The sequence below is a fragment of the Pseudomonas sp. KH_024_B2 genome (genome assembly GCF_057839965.1).
Window position 1 is genome coordinate 426,409 of record NZ_JBYQPS010000002.1, and the last position, 24,230, is coordinate 450,638.

Genomic DNA, 24,230 nt, shown 5'->3' on the forward strand with positions numbered 1-24,230 from the left:
GGCCTACTTCGCTTATTGCTCGACGGTAGTACCATGGTCGGTCAATTCCCCTAAAGTTTCGGCACGACGCGCCAAGGCGCGCTGCATGTATTCAATTGCCAGTTCGAGCTTAGCAACGGCCCAATCCGGACACGGTGTTGAACTAGGCTTCTCAGGATCGTTAACCCATGACCGGACGGTGCGCGCTGCGCAAGGTCGGCCTGTAACCGCTGCAATCAGTTCAGCACTTTTAGCCTGGGTGATCTCGTAGTCATCCAGCAGTTGTAAATAGCGTGTGCGATTGTCCACGCGTCCTCCGCTTTATCTGTAATAGGCAATCTTGCCTATGCAAGCATATAGGCAAGATTGCCTATTAATCTATTTCCCGAAACGACCCCAAATGTGCCGCTATCTACACACGCGGCCTCACATTTAAAGCGGGGGATGGCGAGATTTCCTATCCCCGCCGGGTTGCGCGTCGGGCACGACGGGCAGCCTTGCGCGATGCTTTGGATTTCGGAGAGCCACCACGGGTAGCTGCTGGGCGATCCTTGAGAATCCGACCTGCAAGCTTGCCCATGGAGGCAGTAGATCGAATTTGAGAGTCCGCAAGCGATTCATTAATGTTCATTGGTTTCCTACGTCGCTTCGGGTGCTGGTGTGAGCTGCAACATGCTGCACGCTGACATGTACAAAGCATCGCTCACAGCAGCCGTATGGGTTCCCTTCACAGGGAACGGGAACTGGGCGAACTTACCCCCGTTGAAGGTGATATGGATAACGCGCTGTGACCCCGCGCCGATTCGACTACCTTTCACCGTTTCTACCGGGAAGGCTGGGTGGTGTTCCTTGAGCGTTGCCATGAGCTTCCTGGCAAAGAATGCATCGCTATGGGTAGTCATGGCCGCCTCTTTTTATACTGACCTGACCTGACCTGAGCTGTCGTCGCACTTCGACATGCGATGAGCTTTGAATGCAAAAAACGTGGTTACGAGTAGCGTCACGCAAAGTCCGGCGAATTGCCATTCACTTAGTAATTGCTCGTTTAACACATTGAGGAGCTGAGCAGCGCTCGCAACCCCGAAAAATAAAACACCTAGATCGTAGGCGGGTATTTCCGGTGCGCAGGGATGCTTTCGCTTTACAGTCATGATGATTTTCACTTGTTGGTGTAGCTGGTTGGGCGTCTTGTCCGTTTCTAGATCACTGCCTACTCGTGGGGGAGTCGCTCAACGAGCAAGACCTTTACCTTTTGTTTTGGGTCATGGACTGCATCTTCGCCATTGAGGAAATTCCAGAACCGTTCGTAGGTGACTTCAACATCGCGAACGGTCTGGCATTGCGTGAAGCCTTCATTTGACAGGGTGTCGATTACCTCTTCACGCGGCGCTTCCAGGGAGAAGGGTGGTACCAGCGATAGCGGGACGGTGGTGGTGTCGATCGCTACAGAGAGAACGCGAAATTTCATCTGGGTTTCCTAATCGGATCAGGACTTGTTGGGATGTCCAAAGGGGGCGGGCCGGAGCGGGTTAGGTTGTCAGGCAATATGCCTTAAGACTGTTAGCCAGACGGTGCGCAGTATATGCGTCGACGTCCATGCAGAGGACCTCTGTGTGGTCGGGCCGGCTGATTTCGAGGCGTACTCCCTCGCGGTATGGCTCTCCATCGGTGTTGTGGGTGATCCGGATGATCAGACCGCTTTCTGGGTCCACGCGATTGGTGGATGCACCGGTGCGCTCTTGATAGGGGATAACTCCGTTGCTTGTGGGCGCCAGCTTGAGAATATCCGCAGCGAGGGCATGAGCCTCTTGAGCGCTCAAGGTAAGGACGGCGCTCCCGCGAAAAGAATCTTCGTAGCCCAAGGTCACATCATGTGCTCGCGTGATGAGAGTCATTTGCGAACGTTCATCAGCGTCACGATTCCAGTTGAAGTACGTCGAGACTTTAGCGCCAGTGAGAACTTGCATGTCGCGCTCCTAGTGAGGGAAATCTTTGACCCGAAGGTCGCACGGCCCTGGGTATATGCAAGTTTGCTAAAGCCGGGATTGTAGGTGGAGCCAGCGTGTGTGGGTGCACTGTCTGAACCCAAAACTGGGATGAACTGGACCTATTTTGCACTCTGGCCCGTGAGACGCTTCCGATCAGGCCGGCAACATGGTCAGGAGGATGTCCGACCCGAGTGCGGCGAACTCCAACGTTCCCCTCCCAGAGAAGCGAGATGACAGGATTGAAAACACTAGAACGACGGGTGATCAGCTGGTTGCTTTCAGATGACACCGGCGCATCGAGTCTCTCGATCTGCGCCCACATGCTCGGCGAACCCTGCGAGGGCTACGCGCCGTCTGATTGCTCCGATCTTGGTCGCTGCCTGCGCTTGCTGGACCTGGTGCCGGAGTGGGGGGCGCGTGTTCACGAGATGGCCACGTACGGGCCAGATTGGAAAGGGCTGCTCGATCAATGGGACCAGATCGTCCACCTGTACCACAATGAGGGTGGGGTCCCCGTCAGCGAGCGTCCCCGCTCCCCCGAGACCTACAGGGCCATGAAGTTGGCCATTGCCGAAGGCTACCGAAACAACCCCAACTACGAGTGCGGATTCGGCGACGATGGCACGCTCACGTGGTCCAGGCTAATCGCGGGCGAATCGGAAGAGGAGGAACAGGAGGGCTGATGGCGGCTCGACTTGTTAACGGCTCTAGACCTTTCCAGCAAGTGGATCTGCACAGTTTCCGGTTATACGAGATGATTTTATGACACGCAATATATTGGCCTTGCCACTAATTTTATTCTCTTTAGTAGTTGGGGCCGTGATGATTTACTCCCTGTTTCATATAGACACCGTTGAGGATGTTGATCTTGAACGTCTTGAGGTAGGGCAGCATATTGCTCTAAAAAAGAAAATTGGCATGGTGGATTACGAGGCAACTATTTACGTCAAGGTTGCCGATACAGCAGTTGGGCAGTTGGGTGTTTTTCAGTTAAATGGAGTGGTGGAAGGGCTGGGCTCTAATATGGATGGGCAGGCTGTTGATTTTGTTTCTACCGACAAAGATTGTGTCGGGACTAACTTCCAGCTCATCTACCGTAAATCCTTTGCGGATCTAATAGTACAGCCGGGTGGTATTCCTAGGACATGCAACTTGCATGGTTATTTAAAAGATAATCGCGCTCTAACCCGGGTGGATCAATGAACATGGCTTCATTAATACGCTATACGTTATGTCTGATGGCGACTTTGGCTTTTTCGTTCACGAGTCTGTGCGCTAGGGCGTACATTTATGATGGGATTGTCTATCCACAAACTCCGGGCACGACAATAAGTGGTGCGTCACAAGTGCCGATTGGTTACAGCCAGATGACTTTCACGATAACTTTTCCTAGCAGAATCGGCAATGGCTGTACTGCGTCTGGCATGGGGCCGGTACCCAATGTTGGCGCTAACCTTTTTTACCGGCCTAAAGGCTCTGGCGGCCTATTCACTCTCGTCCCAGTTATGGTGGATGGGTCATTGTTTGGATTCGTTTCTTGCGGTGGGGCATCGCGAACGTCAACAGTGGTAAGCTTCAGCACATTGGGCCCTACCGCACCTGGCGAATACGAGATTGCCATTGCTGTTAGTTGGCAGTTGTGCACGAACTGTTCAACTATCGATGACTATACCAATATCATGACTGTATCGGTGGGCGAAACTAATAGACCTCCGACAGCAGGAAATGCCTCTCTGGTAACTGCTGAGGACACTGTAGGTGCTGTTGCGCTTCCTATATATGACCCTGATGCAGGTGATTACCACTCTTTCCAAATTCTTGGTGGGCCATCAGTTGGATCTGCGTGGCTGTCCGGGAATGTGCTTAACTATTCACCTCCAGCAAATTGGAGCGGTTCCACGTCTGTCACGTACAGAGCAATCGATTCAAAAGGAGCGGCGTCTAACGCGGCTACGGTTTTCATCACCGTTAACCCCGTAAACGACCCACCCGTTGCTGATGCCAAATCACTGACCTTGAACGAAGATACCTCCGGCAGCGTGCAGCTGAGTGGCTCCGACATCGACTCACCGGCGCCGACGGTCTTTCAAATCGTAAGTGCGCCGCCAACGACTCAGGGCAGTGTGAGTATTGTCGGAAACGTGCTCACGTTTACTGGTTTTAAAGATTGGAACGGAGTCACCAGCCTCACCTATAGGGCCCAGGACAATCAGGGCGCTTGGTCGCTACCGGCAACGGTGCAAGTCACCGTTAACCCGGTCAACGATGCCCCTGTGCTGAGAACTCCTCTGAAGATTGAAGCGAGGGAGAGTCGACCGGTAACCATCAAAGGTGTCGTAAGCAAACAATAACGCCAGACAACCCGCTGTCACGCTCTGACAGCGGGTTATTTATTGATAGGGCTTGCGTTATATATCTTGCTCGTCAGATTGGCTCGGCGATGAACTCCTTCATCTGCGTAAGCAATCCGGCGCCTTGCCGGATTGTGCACTTTACGGAAACTCCATTAGAGCCAGCATGCTCTTTCATCAGATTGATGTAGTTCAGAATCAGTACCGCGGCGATGGCTCCAAATGGCGGCACGCCGGGAGCAAGCAATGCTGCGATCGTAGCTTGTGTGACAGGGCTACTCAGCGTATCCACTTCAGGCTTATTGAGGGTGAAGTAGATATCGCAATCAAGGTCAATACCACGTTGCTCTGGCGGCCCGAACTTAGTGATTTCCATAGCGGCGCTCCGGTTGTAATCGATGAGAACGAATCGAGCGCAGCGGAATGACCGTCGGTTGGAGTGGTTTCAGCTCGCATTTACGGCCTCGACTACGCATCCTCGCCACCATGACCCAGGCTTGCTGAATCAGTTTCGGCAGCTCAGTAACTGACGCTAGTCAGTAACCACAACTCTGTCCATCACAGCGCCGACTGCCGTGATCAAATGGGGCGAGGTGCAGTCGACTTTTGGCCATCAGCAGCCTGGGGCCAAGTAGAAGAGGGAGGTGCTGTGACCGCTATAAATTAGATTGGATGTCCGACTTGCCGCCAATCACCACCAGGTTATACTGCGCCTCAGCCATCAGGCACCATCCAAAAGTTTCTTTCAGATCGAGTGTTCGGTCTGAATGAATGGCAGTTCTACTGCCGCCACCAGCTGCGATGCAGCACATCAAAAACCCTCGCGGGATGCCATCCCGCTTGGGGTAGCTCCGCGACTATTGCTCAGGAGCTATACCATGCTTTCCAGAAACCAGAAATTCACCGCTATTCAAGGTGACGTTGAACTGACAGCCGAAATCAGCCCGTGCGTGTTCATGTATCCGGGCTACGGCTTGCAGCTGACAGTCAAATTGCCGAATGGCGGTAACACGATAGTTTCCCGAAAGGATATTCCGATCGAGACCGCTACCGAGCAAGATTGCCAGGCTCTGATGGAAACTGTGAAGGTTTTGCCCTGCAAGACCTGCCAAAAGCCCGCATTTGATCCGTCGACCTGTCGGACCAATCGTGACGGCGACTGCGAGAGCTGTTTCATGGCCAAGCTCAATGCGGAATTCGAGAAGGACATGAAGAAGGAAGACGACAAGCTCAAACGTGACGACGCCAAGTACAAAGCTCGGGGCTATACGCATCGGGTTCATGCTTGGATTCATCCTGCGAGCGGCTCGGACTACGAGCTCATGATGTGGATGATCAATCCAACCCCTGATGAGATCTCCGCTGAGTTGAAGAAAAAGAAAAGTGCCGATACGACTGACTACAAGTTGATCGAGCTGTAGCAATACCCAAAGGCCATTCCCATCCCGGGGATGGCCTTTTTTCATTGGGGGGTTGCATATCCAGGAGGTCGTGGAGAATACAAATCAAAGAGGCACCCAAGGAGCACGAGCTCACCTGGTGCCGAACAGTTTCTAGACGACCAAATAGTGGCCACTACTCAGTGTGGCGACGTAGAAATACGTCCGCGGCGATCAGCTACACCGCCGTGGGGGTCCGCAGAAGGTGCCCCGGATTCCAGGGATGAGAGAATCCGCAAAACAGCTGCAGGTTAGATGGACTTGAGGTTCGTTCCACTCAGTAGTTGCGCAGCAATGGGCAACGAACGGCACGGGCAAACCACCTCCACCCTCGATGAGGGTCCGCTACGGGAACGTAGCGTCTCGGAAACGGGAGAGTCCAGGCAAGCCCGACCGCCCCTCCAGTCAATGGGGCAATGATTCGATAAAAAAGCCCGGCCTTTTGCGCCGGGCTTTTTCGTTTCCGGTGTCCCGCTGGAACGGCTCGGGCGCCACGCGCTATGCGTACGGTCTGTGGGGCGCAGCAAATCGGTTGCTCGCTGCTAGACTCCCTGGAGCAGCCGTGATCCGTTTCGCAGTCGCTCCATGGCTCACGTCGTGTTCCTTCGCGACGCCCCTGCCGAAACGGAGACTAATCAGATGGCATTTTTAGCTGCTATTGCTCATTTCGATTCAATTGGAAAAAGGTCGAGAGTTCCGACGTCGCGCTCGGGCGTTGTTCGATGCATAAACCGCCGATGCGCAAGAGCAATGACTTGCTTCTTTCTAATCGGCGTTTTAGCGGGCATTCCAGCTCAAAACTCGCTCGCATTCTCCCTCGACACGCATCTGTATATCGCAACCAAGGTGCTGGATGATGCGCTGACTGGTTCGATATCCGTATGTGCTGGCGAAGCGCTGGCGTCAGCGAAACCTGGCAGTCAATGCGCAAAGCGGTACCCAATCCCCCCGACCACGCTGGAAGCTCTTAAAGGTAATCCGAACGCTTATTTGGCTGGAGCGTTGGGTCCAGATGTATTTCCCGACTTCATCACGTCGCAGGTGACGATCCATCCTGGGCTGAAGGATGGGTGGGGGACCGATGACTTTTTGCGCCATCTGCTGGCAAATGCCGGCGGAGGCGCGGACCTGGCATGGGTGAGCGGCTTTCTATCGCACGCAAGCTCCGACGTGTTCGCTCATTCGTGGGTCAATCACTACGCCGGCGGCATCTTCGACATTGCCGAGCATAGCGACAGCAACGAAATTGAGGTACGACACTTCGTACTGGAGCGCTACATCGCGGATCGGACCCCTCGTATCTGGTCTAAATACGCCGCGATACCAGAAGCCCCGAATGAATTCGTCGCCGACCAACTGATGCTAGCAAACCCCGTCTCATTGCAGTTTAAGAAGGTCATCAAGGTTACTGGACATGTGGTCGCCATAGAAGTGCTGCACGAGAACGTGCAAAAAGTCTACGAGGACGCGCTGGCCATCTCTAAGACCATCAATGACATCGGCCTCAAGAAGCTTCAGCCGTTGGAGATTGCGAAGGGAAATCTAAAGCTGGCGGAGGAAGGGCTGAAGCTGGCCGGCAAGGGGCTGGAGGAAAGCGAGAACGTCCTCAAGCATCGCGACGAACTCATCGAGGCTGCTGGAAGATCACTGCTCGATGCCGCCAAGATAATCGACGAGAACCCGGGGCTGATTACTGGATGGCGGCAACAGATCGAGGTGGCAAAAAATTCGATCAACCTGCAGGAAAGCGGACTAGAGGGATTGCGCGACGCGGCGAGGGCAGCGAAAAATTTGGTCGATGATGCACAGAGAGTGCTCGATGCTACTGGGGCGACCATCTGCAGTAAATGGGGCTGGCTGGGCGATCTACTTTGTTCGACCAATCCGGCATATAGGTCGGCACAAGCGACGCTGAAAATTGCCAGGGAGGCATTCAATGCCAAGCAGAACGTGCTCAATGAGGCCTTGAGCGTGATCGATGGATTCAAAAAGCTGATTAAGGATCTTGAAAGCAAGATTGTGGAGGCGGAACAAGCCATCGCCAATGCCAGAATCGCGCAGCGGACTGTCGGTCTGCAACTGGAGGCTGATCGCGCACAACGCAAGCTGGACATGGAGGCGGTCAAGTTCACGCGTAAGCGTGTCGAAGAAGCGAAAAAATTAGCGCAGCAGTCTCAGCAGGACCTGGACAGGCTGACGAAGGACTTGGCGCCGGTGGTGGACCTGCTCGCGCGTTACAACCCTATCGTGCTCTTTCTGCAACATTGGGCTGCAGATATTCGGCGGGCTTCTGTGGCTTTCTCGAAGTCAAGCCAGGGCGTCGCCGTTCACTTGTTGACCGCTGAGGAGGGCAGTGCGCTCGACCCTTATTTCAAGTGGTATGAGTGTTGGAGCCCCGTGCTAGGTGCCGTACCCAGCGAGGTTCCGCAGACAGTCTGTACTGCCAAGGACATCTACACGGACCTGCACGACAAGTTGACGACTGAAATCAATCAAGTCGTGGACAGCCTGGGCTCGCTTGGCTGGCTGATCGCACCGAACATCAAGGTCCAGCAGGAGTTTGAGAAAAAGGTTAAAAAACCCCTGGAGAAGGAAGTGAGGGAGGCTGTCAGTCGTGCGGGCGGAGAAATTGCGGCGTTTTTGTACAATCCTCAGCTTAAGGTCCTGATAGAACTCATCACTAGCAAGGAGCGTATCTCCGATGCGCGGTTGAACGACATTTACGCAAGAGACGAGAGCAAATCTCGTCTCCTGGAGATCCCTGATGCTGCTGAACGGGTGCGACGTGATGCCGGGCTGGTTATAGAAATCGACACGATCTCGGAAGATCGGTTCGCGGCTCTCTACGACGCCATAGTGTTGTCGAAGCTGGCATTGCTGGATGCCTTCGCATTGAACGCGGTCTACAACGATTTAATGGTGGAAGCGAATCCTCAGGCGCAGCCGCGGAAACTGTTCGCAGAGACGCCAGGACAGCCCTTTAGCATCCTGCTGCGGGCGGTTTCGTCAATTGACGGTAATCACCAATGGCAGGCCGTCGGCCTCCCTTACCCGGTGTCCACCGGCGCTGTAAGTGGGTGGCCCTCCAAGAGTCGATTTGGCAGATCGGGATACGCGGGTGCCCAGTCCGGATTTTTGCTTTGGGGTGACCCGAATGCACGAGAGGCGGTGTTCAAACGGCTTTTCCGGGGTCCTTTGAGTCCTGGCATGGACGCACTTCCGGCTATCGTGGCCAACTACCCGTTTCCGTCCTGCGAGCGCTATCCGTTTCCATCAACGACCAAACCGGATGGCTCCGAGGCAACTTATGACACCACCTGTCGTTTGATGCTCGGCGCTGTGGACAATAGGGGTGAATACCCTGTTCTTTCGGAGCGTGTCATCAAGTCACGTGATTTGGCGCAGCTTAGCCCCTGGGCACTCCGTGTCGCGCGCAATGAGATTTTCGCTCGCCATGGCTACCAATTTGGGCCCGATGAATTGGTTCGACATTTTTCCGCTCAGCCTTGGTATGCGCCAAGCGATATTCCGATACCTGAGCTTGTCGAGAATCTGACCCGAACAGAATGGCGAAACATCTCTTTGATCCAGCAAGCAGAGCTTCGAACGAAGAGAAGATGATCGTCAACGATGGTTGCATCCATTATCCCCGCAGGGGAGCCGCTGACGCAGTAGGAGTGGGCACTGGCTGCACCTAGAACTCCATCAGATATTGCCCGTTATCACAACGCGGCACCGGTCGTATTGGGGGCTCAGCGGCCTTTTGGGAGCCACCGGTGGAAGCGAAAAGGCCAGTCAGCTTAGCGACCAGCGCATCAGGGTTATTGAGGATATCCCGCAGCCCGTGCCGGTGCAGCTGATTCCCAATACGCAGCATGCGGTCCCAGGCTGAGTGGCCACCTTTCTTGAACGATACAACGCCATAGCGCAGCAGGTAGTGGAGGGCCTGCGACGGGTATACGTCCTGGTGAGGGCCGTAGTACTCGAGTGCCCGGTCGAGCTCGAAGGAATAAAAGAGCTCCACACCTTCGTCGTCCAAGTCGAACTCGTTTGTCTCATTGACGTTGGTGTAGTAGATGCCCTTCTTCAGAAGGGTGCCCTGGCAGGAGAGCTCATCGTTTACCGAGCGCAGACCTTCAAACATGCCGTTGAATTCCTTGTCGGCGAAGGGCACCTCGATGGATTGGGAGATATCCAGATCCGACCGTTGAAACTCAGTGTACTCAGCTGGAAGCGGGTAGCGTTTACCTTCTTCGAAAATGGCTTTGTACTCGGAAAGGGCAGTGAAAGGCCGCTGATACGAGTACCTCGACCAGTGCAGATCGATGGCCAATACCTCCTTCATGCCCAGAAGCTGGAACCGGGCAGGGCGCTGGTTGCGCTGAGACCACTCAGCCTCATTCGCGTCGATGGTCAGGGCGTAGCGCAGGAGGTCCAGACACAGGTCCGGGGAGTAGGCATTGGCAGCAATCTTGATATGCCCGTTCTCAGGGTTGATCGATCGAGCCAGCCAGTTACGCCCTTTGGGATCGTAGTGGCGGGATTTGAGGTAATTGCGGAATTCGTTGAGTGGCTTCATCCAGTCGTATATGCCGTCCTCATGACCCAGCATGTTTTCCATGCTTTTGTCCGTGCTTACGCGCAAGCACATCCAGCACCCGTGTCGGGCGCCGCATGAGGTTTTGCGCTCTGCCCCCCCATCACGAATCATCACGTTCACCATGCAATCCCCAGCCGAGTCGCGGTAAACCTCGGTCAGTTGAGAGAAGTCCGAGTAGGTCTGCAGACGCCCATTGGTGACCTGAGAAAGAAACGCGAAAATATCCATGGTCGTGAAATCAGCTATGGGACTCATGATCCAGTTGGGTTTGTCGCCCGGCTTAGCCATGTTCACAGGTTGGAAGGCGCTTTCGCCGCGGGCGGCCATATTGCGCCCACGAACCGCCGATTCATCCCGGCGGGTACCGATCAGCGTAACGATGGTATCGCTTGTAAAGTCGCCGCCCATTTCCTGCTCTATGACGGCCTTGATCTGGCGCTTTGTTCGGTCCATCGGTGACGCCTTGATTTGCTGCTGGCATTTGGCAGAGTTTCCGGGCAATGAAGCGACGGTGCGACCACCGATGATGGAGACCAGCCAATTTTCGGAGAGGTTGGGACTGCAAACCCAGATTCGTACAGGAAGGCCGTGCTTTTCGGAGTACGCCTTCAGAGAACGGATCTCGTCCTTGCTGTAGGAGTGGACACGTGGATTTTCGAGGAGCGTGTCGCTGTTAAGGACATGGAGTTCGGGTACTTCGATACCCTCAGCCTTCAGCTTCTCCATTGCCTTCAGCGCAATCGCGAGAGTGACGGAGCTATCTTTTCCGAACGAACTCGCCACGATTAATCGCTTACCGGCGAGAATCAGCGATTTGATCACTGCAACTGCTTCGGCCACCTTCTCCGCAAACGAGCGCTCGATAATGGGCGACGCCACCGGGGCTGCATCCTGGAAGAGGGAAGTGGCGATTAGTTGCATGATGATGGCCTACGGGTTGATTGATCTCCCTCAAGATAACTGGACGTAAAAATATGCAAGCCGGTAAACGAATATGAGCTGATTGAAGGACTTGCTTCTGCTGGCGCGAGCTCACATTTCGCCTAGTTGTTATCCGTAGCTTGTGAGACGCCGCGTAGGGTTACTATCGTTGTGGAACCTGCCAGGCTGCCCGTGAGTACCAATAACAGGCATAGCGCAGGGCGGGTAGGTGACTATTTAGGAGGACCTCGATGGCCCGTATGCCATGTCCGCAGGAGAAGGTTCTGAACGATGTTATGCGCAGTGCAGTGGCGGAATTCGTTGCTGCGAAGGATCGATTTGATGTCGAGGGAAGAGCCTATATTCCTGGTAGTTGGTTCCATCGAATTAAACGCAGGGTGCAGGGATGGACAGTACCGGAGCGTGGGTGGACAGCCACGTTCCCCAGTAAGTTTGTAGAGCGCACGATTCCATTTTCTGAAGTGTTTTTTAGAGCCAGAAAGGCACAGCCGATGACAATCGACAGTCGGATGATTGTTTCGGGGGCCTTCAATTACTACACAGACGATGAGCGTTCTGACCAGGCCATCCAACGAACAATGGACCGGTCGGATGAATATGCATGTCGTGAATTGCTGAAATACCCATTTGCGCCGAGATCATGCCAAATCGGCACATTGCCCCTGATCGTAGCAACGGAAGGAAAGAATCGTGTCGCTCTGTTCAAGTCCCATACGCGTCCGATGCAATCCATGGTTGCTCCCACAGCCTATCCGGATGCCTCATCTCTAATGATTCATCGCTCCTGGCCATTCAAGGTTTATAGCCTGCGCTTTGGGCAATGTCGGCGTGTGCTCCCGCTTCCTGAGGCTGTACTTCCAATCCTCAAAGCCTATGGTGTGAAGACTTCGCAAGCGGTGACGTTTTCCATCCGAGATTATCTAGATTTGCGCCGCGCGCGAGTCGAGCTATGTAATTCTCAGATGGGAGAATAAATAGGCTTCAGCCCTACACCCGCCATCTGATTCTTGTTAAGTGATATGCAGGGATAATGCCCTCCGGTGACCGTACTTGCGATAATGACAGCTCTTGGTATGGTGCCTCGTACAACGACTTAACCAGAATCAATGGGGGTAGCAATGGGCGTTCAGCAAGAGCAAACCGTAGGAATGGATAACGAGAAAGCCGCTGAGCTGGTAGCTGGGATTAGTCGATCAGGTGTGGTCATTGCCAATGAGCAATGGTTGGTTGGCAAGTTTGGGGAGAGCGGTGAGCCGGCCAGCAATGTTCGTGATGCTATCTTCTCCGCTGGGGCGCATGGGGTGAAGTTTGACGCGTCTTCTCACGGAATTGACTTCAAAGCATTAGTTCGAGCATTTGCTTCTGTCATTTCTGAAGAGGCGGCAAATGAAGCGGCGCACAACCTAATTGCGAACCTTAAGGATCGCCCTGTTTGGAACGGCAATAAGATCACGACCGAAAAGGTTGAGCGCAGCGACCACCTTGAGGGGTGGCGGAAGTTCGTTCGGCACCAGTATGGATGGCTCGTGATCCTGTGCCTGGCTGTCTTAACGTTCGTGGCTTGGCACGCTTCATTTAACCAAATCATCGTTGTGGCACTTGCACTGTATCCCCCTTTGACATCGGCTTGGTATTACTCAACACCAGAGGTGGTACACGGCCCAAGGTTTAGAGAAATGAATCGGGCGGCACAGATCAATACCATGCTCAGGATTGCGGGTCTGTTCATGTCGTTTGCTGCATTTCTTCACACAATTCCAAAATTGTTCGGAGTTACGGTCTAAGGTCTTGCTCTCGGTCCCACAAAAAAGCGGTGTGGCACTATGCGATTGAGGCTGTGGGTGCATTCCTCGCCCATACCTAGAATAAGAAACCGCCAGCTTTTGATGCAGGCGGTTTTTTTTGCCCCGTGGTTCCTAGAAAGGTGAAATTTGTGGGTTACAAGCGGTTGAGGCCGATCGCCTCGACGGCTACCTAATTACCGAAACCGGCCGTCCTCAGTGGTCCCAGCTGACTTCATTTTCTTAAGCAGGGTTATGAAAATATCCGAGTTAGATCAACCCAGCTTCCTGGAGCTCGATGGTTTCTATGCGCCTTTTCATAGCCGTCGGTGGGGTGAAAGCGGGATTGAGTTGCGTCGAGGCTTTTTCCACTGCAGCAAAGTAGCTGTGAACATGGGGAGGAGTTCCTTTCACGAAGTCAGCCAGGGCGCAGACGAAATTGACAAGGACTTTCCCGTCCTCGAGCTGTTGACCACTTCCAAGACTTGGCCCGCCGTCGAGCTCAAGAGTCAGCCCGCCTGAAGAGTGCTCCCGGAGGAGCCGGACAGATCGCCCAAATCGCTCACGCAGGCGTCTTGTTAGGGTTCCATGGTGATAGGTGCCTGTGTATTGCAGAAAGCTCGCAAGCTGGCGGATCTTTTCGTACACGGTCAGCCAATGACGGCGATTGTCGTCCTCGCGTTGACCATCGCGGGCCGCTACTCGCGCATCAAACTCTCTGATGCTGATCGACCCTGCCTTGACCTCTCGTAGCCATCTTTCTTCCTCACGCCAAAGAAACTTTCTGCGCAGTGCATACAGGTACTTGTCCAAATAGTGGATCTGCCCATGCGCCGCTAGGTGGTTAACCTGCTTCTCTATGTCGGCTTGGGCATCGAACATGAACTCTGGCTCAAGGGCATCCATAAGCCCGTTGAGCTGGGTTGCGATTGCTACCGCATCCTGTAACCACTGGAGCAAGTCGACTGCGCGAAACCTGCCCGCAATGAATTCGAGGGGGCGTCTCGGCCCCCCATATGGCAGGCCCCTTGTCCTCTGCACAATGTCCGGCAGCGTGTTGGGGAGTCCGAAAACGAAACTGAATCCGTCACCCAGTTGCTGGCGCTTCATTGCAGACCAGGAGCGCGATCGTTCTTGTACGTTGGTCACGGCAGGAAGGTTCTGGACAAGATTGGCTGTCCGACTGTACTGACTGTGGGTGTAACACAGGTCCCGCCCGGCCGGGAGCTCGAACCAGCCGCCCTCGATCGCGGTGAGCACGGCCTCAACTCGATGATCACCTGGCCGGGGCCGCTCTTCCTTGGATTTACGGTACGCAATGGCCGCCGCGATAACAGCGTCCGTGGTGTGTACTTCACATAGGTGCATCACAGGTGTCCTAGAGACGATTCATGCGTGCATTGTCCGTGAGTTAGCGCATATGCAACCCCGCCCGGGCAGCCCCCTTAGAAGGCTCGACGGCTTTAGGTTGACGGTGAAGTTCTGCACATTCTGCTTCAGCTTGGGAGGCCTCACCCGCATCAGTAATTGGTACCGAATACCGGGGCGGATGCCCTCCTTGCATATTCACAGATCAATGGAAGATGGCTTCATCGATCAACAAGGCTTTAGCCTTTGGGAATGTGCTTATGCTCACGAATTACCTCGAACGCTCTATGAACTCGTTGCGGTCGATCGGAATCACCTTTCCCAGCCAGGATGCACCTGTCCTCGCGCTTCTGGACAAGGTGTCGGTGTATGACGCCAACCGCGTAACCAATATTGCGGCAACCCTGCAGCAGTCGACCGTGTTCAATGCCGCGGTGCGCGACAAACTTCAGGGGATGGATATCGGTTCTCGCTACGCAGACATCAGCGCAAGCTTCGACTCGATCCGCGATGATGCGCAGAAAATGATGGAGTGGATGGCCGACGGCAAATTGCAGCTCTCCGAACGGGTGCAGCTGACCTGGTTGAACCTCCGTCGAGGATCGATCCCAGACCGTTTCGAGGACATCCGCAAGAATTACCTCGCCGTTGCAAAGTCTGCAAATGAGCAGATCGAATTGGAAGCGCTCATCCTTGATGCCTATCAGGATTATCGGCTCGCAATGAAGTCGGCCGAGGTTGACGCGTGCGAAGTTCAAAAGCTCGCCCAGGTGCAAATGGATGCCAAGCGCAAGGCACTGGCGGATGCCGGTGCAGCTCTGGAAAGCCCCGATCTGGAGGCCACTGAACGTGTGCGGCTGGAGCTCGCGCGTGATGTGGCACTGCGTGACCTGCAGGAGGAGGACAAGCGCTTCCAGATCATCACGGATATCGCCGATCAGCTGAAGGCTGCTTACAACGCCGCAGAGTTGGTCTTTGCGCGCCTCAACCAGTACCGCTCGGTCAAGGAACGTCTGTACCAGCGTGCGGTAAGCTTTTTCTCTACAAACGAGACGGTGCTTTCCGGCTTGGCCGCCGGCTTCACTTCGTCCAGCGGGCTCGCTGAAACCACCAACACGATCAATGCGATGACCGATGGTATCAACGCTAGCCTTGAGGCGCAGGCTTCCGTAGGAGGGGAGCAACTGGATGCTGCGTTGAAGGCCGGATACGGGGCGAATCTGAAAGCCAGTTCGGTAAAAGCCCTTGCGGACGCTGTGGTGGAGTTCCAGGAGAGCAGCCTGAATCTGATTCAGGAGCTCAGGAAGGAATCCAGTACGGCGTCGGCTGAGATCCAGACGATCACCGAAGACAGCAAGCGCCGCTTCTCTGCTCTCCTGCAGAAGGGGGTGTAAGGTGGCGAGCGTTTCCCTCACCGACCAGATGGGCGCCATGGCGCTCATCGACGAGTTGCGGCACAGCCAGATGGAGGTCCAAAAACACTTGGACCTTCCTGAGCGTCGGCGGGCTGTTGCTGAACGTATTCGAGAGTTCTACAAGGCCAAGGGCGTCGACGTGCAAGACGGGTTAGTAGAACAGGGCGTAAAGGACTACTTCGCCGCCCGTTTAACCTACGATGCGCCGCCAATTGGCCCTGTAACCCGGCTGCTGACTCGCGTATACATCACCCGTGGCAAATGGCTGAAGCCAGTGATCCTGGTGCTGGCCTTATCTGCCGTTGCCGGCGTCGGCATCCAAGTTGCCGCCCATTGGATTGGCGAGGAGCGAGTTCAAGCCGCTCAGAATCAGGTTGATGGGATTCGCGTTCACGCGCGGTTACTGACTGGAAAGGTCGAGCAGCTGAGGAAGCGTGCTATTCAGCTTCAGCCTGAGGTTGCCGGTTCGAACCTGCCTGCAGCTGGGCGAATGCTGCTTCAAGTGGTGGTTTTGCTCGATAAAGCACAGGGTCAGATGCTGACAACTGTCCCGGCCAAGGTCACGGCGGATAGTCGAATCGGTGATCTCAACCTTGCTGCGATGGCGACCAAAGCACTCGAGGAGGGTACTTCCACCCTACAAACCGCAGACGAGCAGCTGTCCGACATCACTGAGCTCTTGTCTGCCAGCCTGAAGCTGACCGCGCTTTCAACGGGCGACCGATTTGCTGCGACCAGTCGCCAACATGCGGCGCTGGCCATTGCTGCCGCACATGCTCGGTCCGCACTTGCGCAAGCGGACACAAAGGGGGTAGCCGCGGCTCGAAATTCGGTGGACCTGGTGGCCAACTTGCTGGGACGAGCGACAGCGATTGATCCATTTCTCGATCAGCTGCAGGAAGCGCAGGTGGCTGTCCGCGACATGGGGTTGAGCAAGGTGGACGCTGACCAATTCCAGCCGATGTTCGCCAAGGTGGATGATGCCATCAAGGGGCTCGACGTCAGCGCCGCAGAGCGGGCATTGCAAGAGGTCGAGCAGCTGAAAAAGTTCGCATCAACCGCTCTGAAGCTGAACGTCGTCAGTCGGGCGGGCGAGAAGTCCATGATAGAGCGGAACTTTGATCCGACTGGAGGTAAGACTTGGTACTTGCTGACGGAAGCGACGGATTCGGCCGGTAACGTCGTGTCGGTACCGGTAACGAGCGCCGAGACCGGGAAAAAGCGCTTTGCCAAGGTCTTCGGCGTCCGCGTTAGCCAGGCAGCCTACATAGAAGCGAAGAACGACAAGCTTGCCGATGGCCGCGTTGACAACAGCCGTATGGGCGTCAAGGACGCCAATTCATTGACCCTCAAGTTTTCCGAGGGCCGCACAACGGGCAACCCTGATTACATCCTGGAGTGGTAATGAAGTCGAGCAGCATGATTGCCACCGTTGGTGATAACTCCCGGCGGTATGAGAACGATCTGCGGAATGCCCAGCGTGAACTATCCAACGCACACGAGCATGATCTGCGCTTGCAGCACAGCATCGGTAGCGCCTTCCAGAAAATGGCCAGCTATCAACTCGTTGACGGTGCTGATGTTTCGCGCGAAGTTCAGCGATTGTTGGACCTCCGGGCGGAGAGTGAGGCCGATCTACGTCGCCGCCTATCCGTCGCCGAGGCGGGTATCGGGCAGCACATGGATGTGGAATCTGGTCTCTGCACTGAAATCGCAGCGGCGGTCGCGGGCGTTAGCCGAAAGCTTCAGGATGATCCTGCATACAAAACCCAGTCCGCCCTTCTAGGGGAGGTCGTAGCGGTAAGCGCCCAAGCTGCGGTTGCCTATGCGGAGTTGCGTGAGGAATGCAAAACCAAACTGCAGGCTTTTCAGGGTGACCGACTCTTCCTCTACCTGAAAGGTTCAGAGTACGGTACGGAGGGGTATCGTCGTGGGACGGTGTTCCGGGCGATCGATCGTCGGATCGCGCACCTGTGCAATTTCACTCAGAACTTGGCAACTGAGATGACTCTTTTAGCCATGCAGGAGGCCAATGAGGGCGCCAACAGCTTGCGGGAGGCGAATCGTGCTGCTCAGCAGGCCGAACTGTCGCGTTTCCACGATGCGGCACTCGTAGTCGCCGGCGTGCCTCAGTTAGAGGATCGTCTGGAGCAAGTTCGCCAAGCTTTGGGGGCGGCGAAGGCCGATGCCAATGGTCTCCATCAGCAACTTGACAGCTATGCGGGTAAGGCCGACCAATTCTTCATCAAGGCTTCAGCGTTGCTCGCAGCCCAGCTTGCAGATATGAGCATGGAGTCCCTGATGCGGCAGGCGAGGAGCACAAGCACGCCGCATGACGACGAGCTGGTAGATCAAGTGCGCTCACTTCGGAGCGAACTCGACGCGCTTCAGTCCCGATTGCCGCTCATGGAAAGGGATTGTAAGCAAGCCGAGCGCAACTACGAACGAGCAAAGCACCTGGAGCGCGACTTGCGGTCCAGCCATTACACAAGTGACAACTACCGGTACTCCGACGGGATGGATCTCGATTCCATGCTGGTTGGATACATGGCTGGCTCGCTCTCTCATTCACAGGTGGTGAGTGAGGTAGACAGTAATCGCCGATCCATCCCCGTCGAGTCCACTCCTACGTTTGGAGGCTCTGGCGGGAGCGACACCGGTGGCTTCTTCAACACGTCCAGCTCCGATGGCGGGGGAGGATTCAGCACTAGCGACAGTCTTTAGTCGCGCCGAAGCCAATCGTCGTCGGGGGCAGGGAGCTTGTAGGGGTTCCTGCCCCCGATTTTGGTTGAGCACCGCGGAAAAAAATTGGGAATGCTGGAAAACGAAAACACGCCGGGAAACTGCCTTGTGGTGAGTGCTGTTTAGGCGTTGAATTAGGCGGGCCTGGGAATGGACGCGAGACAATGAATACAGCCGTAAAACTGATTGGTAAGGGGGTTGGGTCGATAGCCTTGCTGACCGCCTCCTCATTATTTGCGGTGTATGCCAAGGATCATTTCCCGGGCTGGGCCTTTGCCCTATCTTTCGTACTGGTGGTATGCGCTTCGATTCCAGCGGTGCTTTTCTTCAACCTGTTTCCGAGTGCTGATGCGCCTCCAGTCAAAACCTATGTGATTGAAGACGACCCAAATAGTGACTGGAACGATCTGTTCAGCCCTTGGAAGGAAAAGGACCCGTTCGATGACTGATATTGTTGTTCCTGGCACGCTATCGTCTTTGACTCAATAGCTGACTAGGGGCCGAGCACTGGGTCTATTCTTAGAGCTAGCCCAAGAACCATGGAACCTTCAAACCAGCTGGATGGAGCACCTTCATGAGTCGAAACGAAGCGCCAGAAGCCCTTAAGGCCCGCAAGCTAGCCGAACTGCGCATTGATCTAGCCCGAGCTATAGAGGAGAAACAGCCGGACCTCCGTATTTGGAGGCAGGGCCTGATCCACGGGCGACTGTTGGAGTTGGAGTCGGCTGGGGTACTTTCCAGTGAGGACAGCGATGCATTTAGCAGGGAGGTCCAGGCGACAATGGACGCTGCAGAGTGATTCGTTGCTCCAACCGCTGCATTACCCGAGTATGAAACGCAAAACCCTTCACATAGGGGCGCCGGTTGGCACGCGCGGGCGACCCGATCTGGATTTTCCTACCTGGTTGCGAAGCGGCGATTGAAGCGGCCAATCACGCGGTCTGCATAACGGCGGTCGCTGTAGAACCGTACTGGCTCGTCTGGCTCCAACAGCGCCGTCTCGGGAGGCATTGCGCTGACTTCATGGTCGGAAAACTGAACGCTTACCGCGTAACCTCGCTTTACGTTGTGACCCTCTAGATACAGCTTCATGGCAAGTTCCTTGATTGATGAGTGATGCCAGCAGTCACTAGAGGAGCTGGTGTTTCCACGTGAGTAGCAACGATAAAAACGATCTTCTCATCAATCAAAAAAACGCAAGGTCGGAGGCAGACCGTTGAGGGAGCTTGCATTCTGAATCGCTATGGGAAAATGCCCCATATGAAGTGGACATGGCAGCTCGCCGGTCCTGCTCACAGGTGACTATGGGGTAAAAAATGCGTCAGACAATGACCTTCAAGGAAGTACTGGAGAAGTATCGCCAGTTGCTGCAAGCCAACCCTGGCAAAGCCCTGCTAATCGCTGATGGGCACGCCGCGGTCATGGAGGAGGGAGAGGTGTACGGCGCTCCCCTTAAACTCGACGGCACTCTTGAATTCGATTCGCTCTATGACTTTGATGCCAATGCCTTCCTCACCGAGGAGGGGCGTTGGGATGGTGACTCAGCTGAGCAGTTGGAGACACGGATTCAATTTCCGACGTTCATATCCATCGAATCGATCGCGGAGTAGACCTTGGGTATATTCACCGGCAACATCATCATGACCTTAAGGCCTGCTCGCCGCCCTGGTGATCAACTCGGCAACTGCGAGGAGTGCGGTAGTGCAATGAATGAGGCATTTATCGCGCAGTCTATGCGCGTGTATAAACGCGACAACGGTGAGTTGTATACCGGCGCCTACCGTGGTGGCGTATACGGTCATAAAAGCTGTTTGAATGGCTTCGGACCATTCTCCAGAACTCCCTCATGATTGGAAACGGACTTAACCAGCGACGTAGGAAGTCCCAGGCATGTTTTCGACGAAAGTCAGGAAATAACCACCATTTCGATCTTTGATTTTTTGAAGGGAAAGTAAGGCATCGCGAGGGCGATGCACCTTTCCTCATTCCCGTATGTTCCAGCCTCTCGAGGAGATTAGGATTATTCCTACATATCTTCACTGCTGATTCTGATAGGGTCAGGCAGCACTGCACCTGTTAAAACGGATAGAACGACACAAGGACGATTCATGATTTCCTCTGCTAGATTGGGCGACAAGCATGTTTGCCCGTTACCGGGACACGGCACGACTCCAATCGCCTCGGCCTCAGCTGATTTCAACATCAACTTTATGGGTTCTGCCCGAGTAGGCGATACCTGTGGTTGTGGGGCGTTGATTACCACCGGCTTCCCTTCGATCCTGGTGAACGGTCGTCCAATGGCTCATTTGGGGAGCCCAACCAGTCACGGTGGGACAATCATCACCGGATCCGGCGATGTGGGCGGTGGCTTTGTCATGGGGGCTGCACCAGGTGCCGCGATCATTAACTTTGCGGCCCTCGGAGCGTTCCGGGCGGACGGCACAGTAGATGATGAGAGAATGGCTACCCTGTTAGCCGACCCGAACCTCACAGAGAAAGCTACCGCAGCCAACGCTCTGATTCACCAGGATGCGGCAACCAAGCAACCTGAGGCGGTGCCTGAACAGATTACTCAGCCGAACGTCTGTAATGACCCTGACCGGATGGAGGAGTTAGCCAGTTACATTGCTGGTGAGATGAACCGAAATATCAATGACTCTTCAGTTTTGAAGATGAAAAAGCTCCTCAGCTTCGACACGGCGGCAGAGACCCGAAGCAAAATGGAATTGCCTTGGTTCGCCCAACTGGGTGCGACCAGTCCTCAAGCAATCGCTGCAGCAAACGCCGCGGCGGCAATGGCGATTTGGACGGAACGTGTCGGACAGGATCGTCCCTGGGATCACAAGCCGATAATCCAGCAGAAGTTCGGTGGAGTTCGCCATAAACAAGGTGGCTATGATTATTTCTACGACATCTGGTCCAACATCCATTATGGGTACGTCGGGCGGGCAGCGGGGCTTTCCGAAAGCGTTCTTTCTGACGGCGCAGGGGCTGAGCAGATCGTCTCGGATGGAATAAGAAAACTGTTTGACTGGGATGAGCGCAGAGGTCCTCAGGCGACCGATGGTGTCGCCGGCTTGAAGGCATATGACGATGCTCCAGACCGAATTTCAATCGGAATAGGAATCGAGCTATTCACTGAGCATCCTGACGGTGGAATCACCGCCGAAATGATCATGGAGAAAGTGCTCGCAGTTAAGCCAGTGGATTGGGGGGATGGCGTTCGTGTTCACGTTTGCAAGTAAGTTCCGAAAATGGCCTTTCCTGGTTGCGCTCCTGCTTTCTCCACTCATTTTTTGGTACGTCGTAACGCCGCGCGTAGCGGTGTATTACTCCAAGGATGGGAAGGGGGAGCTTCGCTATATCTGGAACACTCAACACAGGATAGATAAAGGCGGGATGCTTCCAGGCGAGGCGACAGCGGATCTTGGCCACATCTTCCCGAATGATCAGTTCTTCATGGAGTTTACCTGGGGGAGTAGGGGAGGTCGGGACCACTGCATCAGCATTGTGCCCAAGTGGCCAAAAACAAAAATCTATCTCGACTCAAATGGGAACATCGATTCAGGCATTGGTAGCGGTACCGATATCGATCACTTGAAGCGTTGCACTATCGATGATGCCAAGCCCTAACACCGCTTTGGGTGAATGCAGTGTTTCTGTCATGCGAGAAGTGGCGTAGCTGGACGTAAGCCGAGGGTTGCGGTTTTCGGCACGTGCCATGAGTCATCCCCCACAAAAACTCTGAACCGCATAGGGGCCCACTTGCTGCAGGAATTTTCCCACATCCCAACATCGGAAACGCGCCGATCCAGGCCTTGAAGGGTGAAAAGCGCCTATCCAGGGAACAGATTGACGCCCATGTTTCGTCGCAAGTGACCATGATTGCTTCTTCACTCAATGGAGCTACTTATGGCCAGACGGCGCAAAACCTCAACTCTTGATGACCTGCTCAATATTGCGATGAAAATCCCGCTCTGGGCGAATTTGATGATTGCTGGTGGCTCGTTTGCCTTCTTACGGTATTACGGTGGTACGGAATTGCCGATGCTGGCAGTAACACCTGGCAGTGAGCTTGGCCCTGCGATCGCGCAACAAATCCTTCGGCTGTTCGCCTTTATCGGGCAGTACGTCATCCCGCTTGTGTTTCTGCTGGGTGGAATCCTTGGGTGGGGGCAGCGAAAACTGAGGGCTCGAAAATTCAGCCGCATTGGGACTGCGCAGGAGCCAGGCGTTGCTATCCGCAACCTCACCTGGGAGCAATTCGAGAACATGGTCGGCGAAGCCTTTCGAAAACAGGGGTTCACTGTTCAGGAGACGGATAAGGGGCCGGACGGTGGTATCGACCTGGTGCTGCGTAAGGGCAGGGAGGTGTTCCTTGTCCAATGCAAACAGTGGCGAGCCTCGAAAGTGGGAGTACAGGTCGTCCGCGAGCTTTATGGCGTGATGTCAGCGCGTGGCGCGACGGGAGGGTTTGTGGTCACCTCTGGGGCATATACCAGCGATGCCTCGAGGTTTGCGAAGGGGACCAATCTGCAGCTGGTCGACGGGAAACGGCTTGTTCAGTGGTTCAAGAAGCCTGACCTGGGCAGGAAAACCCTTCCTGCAGAAGATTCTTTTGGAGAGGCCGATCGCGCGATCGTCAGTCACGTGTCGCCTACAGCTGGTGAGGAGCTGAAGGAGTGCCCACCTTCGTCGCACGCCGACAACTCACCCAGTTGCCCCCGGTGCGGTGGTGGCATGACGGCTAGGTACCCTCGCTCCACCAATGGTGGAATAGCAAACAGTGTGTTTCTGGGGTGCCTCAATTTTCCATCGTGTCGAGGTACCCGACCGCTCGAACCTGAGTCCGTGTAACAGAACACAAACGCGGTGTAATGCAGGGCCGGCCAGAAGGTCGTGGCTACATTGGTAAAGCGTTCATTGGACTGTCCCCTACCAGCTGTTTTGGGCAATGAACGCTTTCCGATGCAGCTTCGCGGTGTATGTGCCCACCGAATTTTTATGGTTTTTCCTCGTCATGAAGACTGTACCAAAGCACCGCTTGCGCACCAAAACCAGTAACCCCGCACAGAGCACCAAGGGTGATAAGTGACCCTGCAGCTTGCCATAAACCCAACAGGGCTAACCCTCCACCGACAACGCCAATCAACATCGGTGCCCGGCGTAACCACCGCGTTTGATGTTTGACCTGGGCGACCATTTGACGCTTCAACTCCCTCAAGTCCTCATCACTCATTCCTGTCCGGCTCCTGAGTCTGCGGCTGTGTCGTCGTCGAGGAACGTTCACTTAAGCCCGTAGTTGCGCTTCAATTCGACGATGCGAGCTGTACGCTGCTGGTGGGCCCGGGCGTTGTCCCGATCGGCTTGAAGCGCGCCGTAGGCGACGGCAGCAGTGTACTGCTCATCCTGCTTCACCAAGTCCATCAGTTCTTGGAGCTGAGCTTGCATTTGTTCGTAGATAGCCATGCGTTTTCTCTAAGTGCTTCGAGATGGCCAACGGCCAAGCATCCAAAACCCCCCGGCCCCGATGGCGAAGCCCAAAGCATCCCACCCGGTGAAAGTGTCAGTTCCTAAAGTGACGCGGGCGATGATGCAAAGGATGACGCCAACAAACGGAATAAT

General features: G+C 54.8%; 25 protein-coding genes. 15 read left to right on the forward strand and 10 right to left on the reverse strand.

Features of this window, described 5'->3' with window-relative positions; translation table 11 throughout:
* Positions 1-12: 12 nt before the first annotated feature.
* The 4 genes from AC3I0A_RS29205 to AC3I0A_RS29220 all read right to left on the reverse strand — a co-directional run bounded on the left by AC3I0A_RS29205 (position 13) and on the right by AC3I0A_RS29220 (position 1,946).
* Entirely contained in the window at positions 13-288 is a 276-nt protein-coding gene (locus AC3I0A_RS29205; RefSeq protein ID WP_407004631.1) for a hypothetical protein, read from the reverse strand.
* A gap of 329 nt (positions 289-617) precedes the next feature.
* Complete coding sequence (locus tag AC3I0A_RS29210) at positions 618-881, reverse strand: hypothetical protein (RefSeq protein WP_050683028.1); 264 nt, start codon at positions 879-881, stop codon at positions 618-620.
* A gap of 308 nt (positions 882-1,189) precedes the next feature.
* Entirely contained in the window at positions 1,190-1,447 is a 258-nt protein-coding gene (locus AC3I0A_RS29215) for a hypothetical protein (protein ID WP_273878276.1), read from the reverse strand.
* A 61-nt stretch (positions 1,448-1,508) separates the two neighbouring features.
* Positions 1,509-1,946: a hypothetical protein gene (locus tag AC3I0A_RS29220; protein ID WP_407004632.1), complete on the reverse strand. Its 438-nt coding sequence runs from the start codon at positions 1,944-1,946 to the stop codon at positions 1,509-1,511.
* 251 nt (positions 1,947-2,197) lie between these two features.
* Here AC3I0A_RS29220 and AC3I0A_RS29225 point away from each other — a divergent pair, with 251 nt between their 5' ends.
* The 3 genes from AC3I0A_RS29225 (at position 2,198) to AC3I0A_RS29235 (ending at position 4,318) form a co-directional block, all read left to right on the forward strand.
* Positions 2,198-2,650 carry a hypothetical protein gene (locus AC3I0A_RS29225; RefSeq protein WP_407004633.1) on the forward strand — a complete coding sequence of 151 codons (453 nt, stop codon included), beginning with the start codon at positions 2,198-2,200 and terminating at the stop codon, positions 2,648-2,650.
* A gap of 79 nt (positions 2,651-2,729) precedes the next feature.
* Positions 2,730-3,170, forward strand: a complete 441-nt coding sequence (locus tag AC3I0A_RS29230; protein WP_407004634.1) for a hypothetical protein — start codon at positions 2,730-2,732, stop codon at positions 3,168-3,170.
* Positions 3,167-4,318: a tandem-95 repeat protein gene (locus AC3I0A_RS29235; RefSeq protein ID WP_082239633.1), complete on the forward strand. Its 1,152-nt coding sequence runs from the start codon at positions 3,167-3,169 to the stop codon at positions 4,316-4,318. Before AC3I0A_RS29230 ends, AC3I0A_RS29235 begins: the two co-directional genes overlap by 4 nt.
* 73 nt (positions 4,319-4,391) lie before the next feature.
* Here AC3I0A_RS29235 and AC3I0A_RS29240 read toward each other — a convergent pair whose 3' ends face one another.
* Positions 4,392-4,694 (reverse strand): hypothetical protein, encoded by a 303-nt coding sequence (locus AC3I0A_RS29240; protein ID WP_050683023.1) that lies wholly within the window; start codon positions 4,692-4,694, stop codon positions 4,392-4,394.
* A 391-nt stretch (positions 4,695-5,085) separates the two neighbouring features.
* On the opposite strand from AC3I0A_RS29240, the gene AC3I0A_RS29245 reads away from it, so the two are divergent.
* The gene (locus AC3I0A_RS29245) at positions 5,086-5,739 is read left to right on the forward strand and encodes a hypothetical protein (RefSeq protein ID WP_489378690.1); all 654 of its coding nucleotides are present in this window, start codon (positions 5,086-5,088) and stop codon (positions 5,737-5,739) included.
* 768 nt (positions 5,740-6,507) lie between these two features.
* On the forward strand, positions 6,508-9,378 hold the full coding sequence (locus AC3I0A_RS29250) for a YARHG domain-containing protein (protein WP_407004636.1): 2,871 nt from the start codon (positions 6,508-6,510) through the stop codon (positions 9,376-9,378).
* A gap of 73 nt (positions 9,379-9,451) precedes the next feature.
* Here AC3I0A_RS29250 and AC3I0A_RS29255 read toward each other — a convergent pair whose 3' ends face one another.
* A complete protein-coding gene (locus tag AC3I0A_RS29255; protein WP_489378691.1) occupies positions 9,452-11,278 on the reverse strand; it encodes a phosphoadenosine phosphosulfate reductase domain-containing protein in 1,827 nt (608 codons plus the stop codon).
* A 251-nt stretch (positions 11,279-11,529) separates the two neighbouring features.
* Between AC3I0A_RS29255 and AC3I0A_RS29260 the strand changes: the two genes are divergently transcribed.
* Positions 11,530-12,273 (forward strand): hypothetical protein, encoded by a 744-nt coding sequence (locus AC3I0A_RS29260; protein WP_407004639.1) that lies wholly within the window; start codon positions 11,530-11,532, stop codon positions 12,271-12,273.
* Positions 12,274-12,417: 144 nt separating this feature from the next.
* Entirely contained in the window at positions 12,418-13,083 is a 666-nt protein-coding gene (locus tag AC3I0A_RS29265) for a hypothetical protein (protein ID WP_407004640.1), read from the forward strand.
* A 267-nt stretch (positions 13,084-13,350) separates the two neighbouring features.
* Here the strand turns inward: AC3I0A_RS29265 and AC3I0A_RS29270 are convergent, their stop codons facing one another.
* Complete coding sequence (locus AC3I0A_RS29270) at positions 13,351-14,448, reverse strand: hypothetical protein (protein ID WP_407004641.1); 1,098 nt, start codon at positions 14,446-14,448, stop codon at positions 13,351-13,353.
* 215 nt (positions 14,449-14,663) lie between these two features.
* Here AC3I0A_RS29270 and AC3I0A_RS29275 point away from each other — a divergent pair, with 215 nt between their 5' ends.
* From AC3I0A_RS29275 to AC3I0A_RS29290, 4 genes are all read left to right on the forward strand, one after another.
* On the forward strand, positions 14,664-15,842 hold the full coding sequence (locus tag AC3I0A_RS29275; RefSeq protein WP_407004642.1) for a merozoite surface protein 3b: 1,179 nt from the start codon (positions 14,664-14,666) through the stop codon (positions 15,840-15,842).
* A gap of 1 nt (position 15,843) precedes the next feature.
* Positions 15,844-17,268: a DUF6384 family protein gene (locus AC3I0A_RS29280; RefSeq protein ID WP_407004643.1), complete on the forward strand. Its 1,425-nt coding sequence runs from the start codon at positions 15,844-15,846 to the stop codon at positions 17,266-17,268.
* On the forward strand, positions 17,268-18,587 hold the full coding sequence (locus tag AC3I0A_RS29285) for a hypothetical protein (RefSeq protein WP_407004644.1): 1,320 nt from the start codon (positions 17,268-17,270) through the stop codon (positions 18,585-18,587). The genes AC3I0A_RS29280 and AC3I0A_RS29285 overlap by 1 nt, the downstream gene beginning before the upstream one ends.
* 182 nt (positions 18,588-18,769) lie before the next feature.
* Entirely contained in the window at positions 18,770-19,054 is a 285-nt protein-coding gene (locus AC3I0A_RS29290; protein WP_050683017.1) for a hypothetical protein, read from the forward strand.
* Between the two features lie 448 nt (positions 19,055-19,502).
* Here AC3I0A_RS29290 and AC3I0A_RS29295 read toward each other — a convergent pair whose 3' ends face one another.
* Complete coding sequence (locus AC3I0A_RS29295; RefSeq protein WP_050683015.1) at positions 19,503-19,697, reverse strand: hypothetical protein; 195 nt, start codon at positions 19,695-19,697, stop codon at positions 19,503-19,505.
* Positions 19,698-19,921: 224 nt separating this feature from the next.
* Between AC3I0A_RS29295 and AC3I0A_RS29300 the strand changes: the two genes are divergently transcribed.
* From AC3I0A_RS29300 to AC3I0A_RS29315, 4 genes are all read left to right on the forward strand, one after another.
* Positions 19,922-20,215: a hypothetical protein gene (locus AC3I0A_RS29300; RefSeq protein ID WP_489378692.1), complete on the forward strand. Its 294-nt coding sequence runs from the start codon at positions 19,922-19,924 to the stop codon at positions 20,213-20,215.
* A gap of 498 nt (positions 20,216-20,713) precedes the next feature.
* Positions 20,714-21,850 carry a polymorphic toxin type 44 domain-containing protein gene (locus AC3I0A_RS29305; RefSeq protein WP_489378693.1) on the forward strand — a complete coding sequence of 379 codons (1,137 nt, stop codon included), beginning with the start codon at positions 20,714-20,716 and terminating at the stop codon, positions 21,848-21,850.
* The gene (locus tag AC3I0A_RS29310) at positions 21,822-22,238 is read left to right on the forward strand and encodes a hypothetical protein (RefSeq protein ID WP_489378694.1); all 417 of its coding nucleotides are present in this window, start codon (positions 21,822-21,824) and stop codon (positions 22,236-22,238) included. Before AC3I0A_RS29305 ends, AC3I0A_RS29310 begins: the two co-directional genes overlap by 29 nt.
* Positions 22,239-22,517: 279 nt before the next feature.
* Positions 22,518-23,462, forward strand: coding sequence for a restriction endonuclease (locus AC3I0A_RS29315; RefSeq protein ID WP_489378695.1), 945 nt, complete (start codon positions 22,518-22,520; stop codon positions 23,460-23,462).
* Between the two features lie 145 nt (positions 23,463-23,607).
* Here the strand turns inward: AC3I0A_RS29315 and AC3I0A_RS29320 are convergent, their stop codons facing one another.
* Complete coding sequence (locus AC3I0A_RS29320) at positions 23,608-23,844, reverse strand: hypothetical protein (protein ID WP_050683010.1); 237 nt, start codon at positions 23,842-23,844, stop codon at positions 23,608-23,610.
* Positions 23,845-23,891: 47 nt separating this feature from the next.
* Positions 23,892-24,074: a hypothetical protein gene (locus AC3I0A_RS29325; RefSeq protein WP_489378697.1), complete on the reverse strand. Its 183-nt coding sequence runs from the start codon at positions 24,072-24,074 to the stop codon at positions 23,892-23,894.
* Positions 24,075-24,230 lie beyond the last annotated feature (156 nt).

Excerpts from the sequence above, each read along its gene's own strand:
- AC3I0A_RS29210 (WP_050683028.1), bottom strand. The coding sequence starts at position 881 with ATGACTACCCATAGCGATGCATTCTTTGCCAGGAAGCTCATGGCAACG.
- AC3I0A_RS29215 (WP_273878276.1), bottom strand. The coding sequence starts at position 1,447 with ATGAAATTTCGCGTTCTCTCTGTAGCGATCGACACCACCACCGTCCCG.
- AC3I0A_RS29220 (WP_407004632.1), bottom strand. The coding sequence starts at position 1,946 with ATGCAAGTTCTCACTGGCGCTAAAGTCTCGACGTACTTCAACTGGAAT.
- AC3I0A_RS29225 (WP_407004633.1), top strand. The coding sequence starts at position 2,198 with ATGACAGGATTGAAAACACTAGAACGACGGGTGATCAGCTGGTTGCTT.
- AC3I0A_RS29230 (WP_407004634.1), top strand. The coding sequence starts at position 2,730 with ATGACACGCAATATATTGGCCTTGCCACTAATTTTATTCTCTTTAGTA.
- AC3I0A_RS29235 (WP_082239633.1), top strand. The coding sequence starts at position 3,167 with ATGAACATGGCTTCATTAATACGCTATACGTTATGTCTGATGGCGACT.
- AC3I0A_RS29240 (WP_050683023.1), bottom strand. The coding sequence starts at position 4,694 with ATGGAAATCACTAAGTTCGGGCCGCCAGAGCAACGTGGTATTGACCTT.
- AC3I0A_RS29245 (WP_489378690.1), top strand. The coding sequence starts at position 5,086 with ATGAATGGCAGTTCTACTGCCGCCACCAGCTGCGATGCAGCACATCAA.
- AC3I0A_RS29250 (WP_407004636.1), top strand. The coding sequence starts at position 6,508 with ATGACTTGCTTCTTTCTAATCGGCGTTTTAGCGGGCATTCCAGCTCAA.
- AC3I0A_RS29255 (WP_489378691.1), bottom strand. The coding sequence starts at position 11,278 with ATGCAACTAATCGCCACTTCCCTCTTCCAGGATGCAGCCCCGGTGGCG.
- AC3I0A_RS29260 (WP_407004639.1), top strand. The coding sequence starts at position 11,530 with ATGGCCCGTATGCCATGTCCGCAGGAGAAGGTTCTGAACGATGTTATG.
- AC3I0A_RS29265 (WP_407004640.1), top strand. The coding sequence starts at position 12,418 with ATGGGCGTTCAGCAAGAGCAAACCGTAGGAATGGATAACGAGAAAGCC.
- AC3I0A_RS29270 (WP_407004641.1), bottom strand. The coding sequence starts at position 14,448 with ATGCACCTATGTGAAGTACACACCACGGACGCTGTTATCGCGGCGGCC.
- AC3I0A_RS29275 (WP_407004642.1), top strand. The coding sequence starts at position 14,664 with ATGGCTTCATCGATCAACAAGGCTTTAGCCTTTGGGAATGTGCTTATG.
- AC3I0A_RS29285 (WP_407004644.1), top strand. The coding sequence starts at position 17,268 with ATGAAGTCGAGCAGCATGATTGCCACCGTTGGTGATAACTCCCGGCGG.
- AC3I0A_RS29290 (WP_050683017.1), top strand. The coding sequence starts at position 18,770 with ATGAATACAGCCGTAAAACTGATTGGTAAGGGGGTTGGGTCGATAGCC.
- AC3I0A_RS29295 (WP_050683015.1), bottom strand. The coding sequence starts at position 19,697 with ATGAAGCTGTATCTAGAGGGTCACAACGTAAAGCGAGGTTACGCGGTA.
- AC3I0A_RS29300 (WP_489378692.1), top strand. The coding sequence starts at position 19,922 with ATGCGTCAGACAATGACCTTCAAGGAAGTACTGGAGAAGTATCGCCAG.
- AC3I0A_RS29305 (WP_489378693.1), top strand. The coding sequence starts at position 20,714 with ATGATTTCCTCTGCTAGATTGGGCGACAAGCATGTTTGCCCGTTACCG.
- AC3I0A_RS29310 (WP_489378694.1), top strand. The coding sequence starts at position 21,822 with ATGGCGTTCGTGTTCACGTTTGCAAGTAAGTTCCGAAAATGGCCTTTC.
- AC3I0A_RS29315 (WP_489378695.1), top strand. The coding sequence starts at position 22,518 with ATGGCCAGACGGCGCAAAACCTCAACTCTTGATGACCTGCTCAATATT.
- AC3I0A_RS29320 (WP_050683010.1), bottom strand. The coding sequence starts at position 23,844 with ATGAGTGATGAGGACTTGAGGGAGTTGAAGCGTCAAATGGTCGCCCAG.
- AC3I0A_RS29325 (WP_489378697.1), bottom strand. The coding sequence starts at position 24,074 with ATGGCTATCTACGAACAAATGCAAGCTCAGCTCCAAGAACTGATGGAC.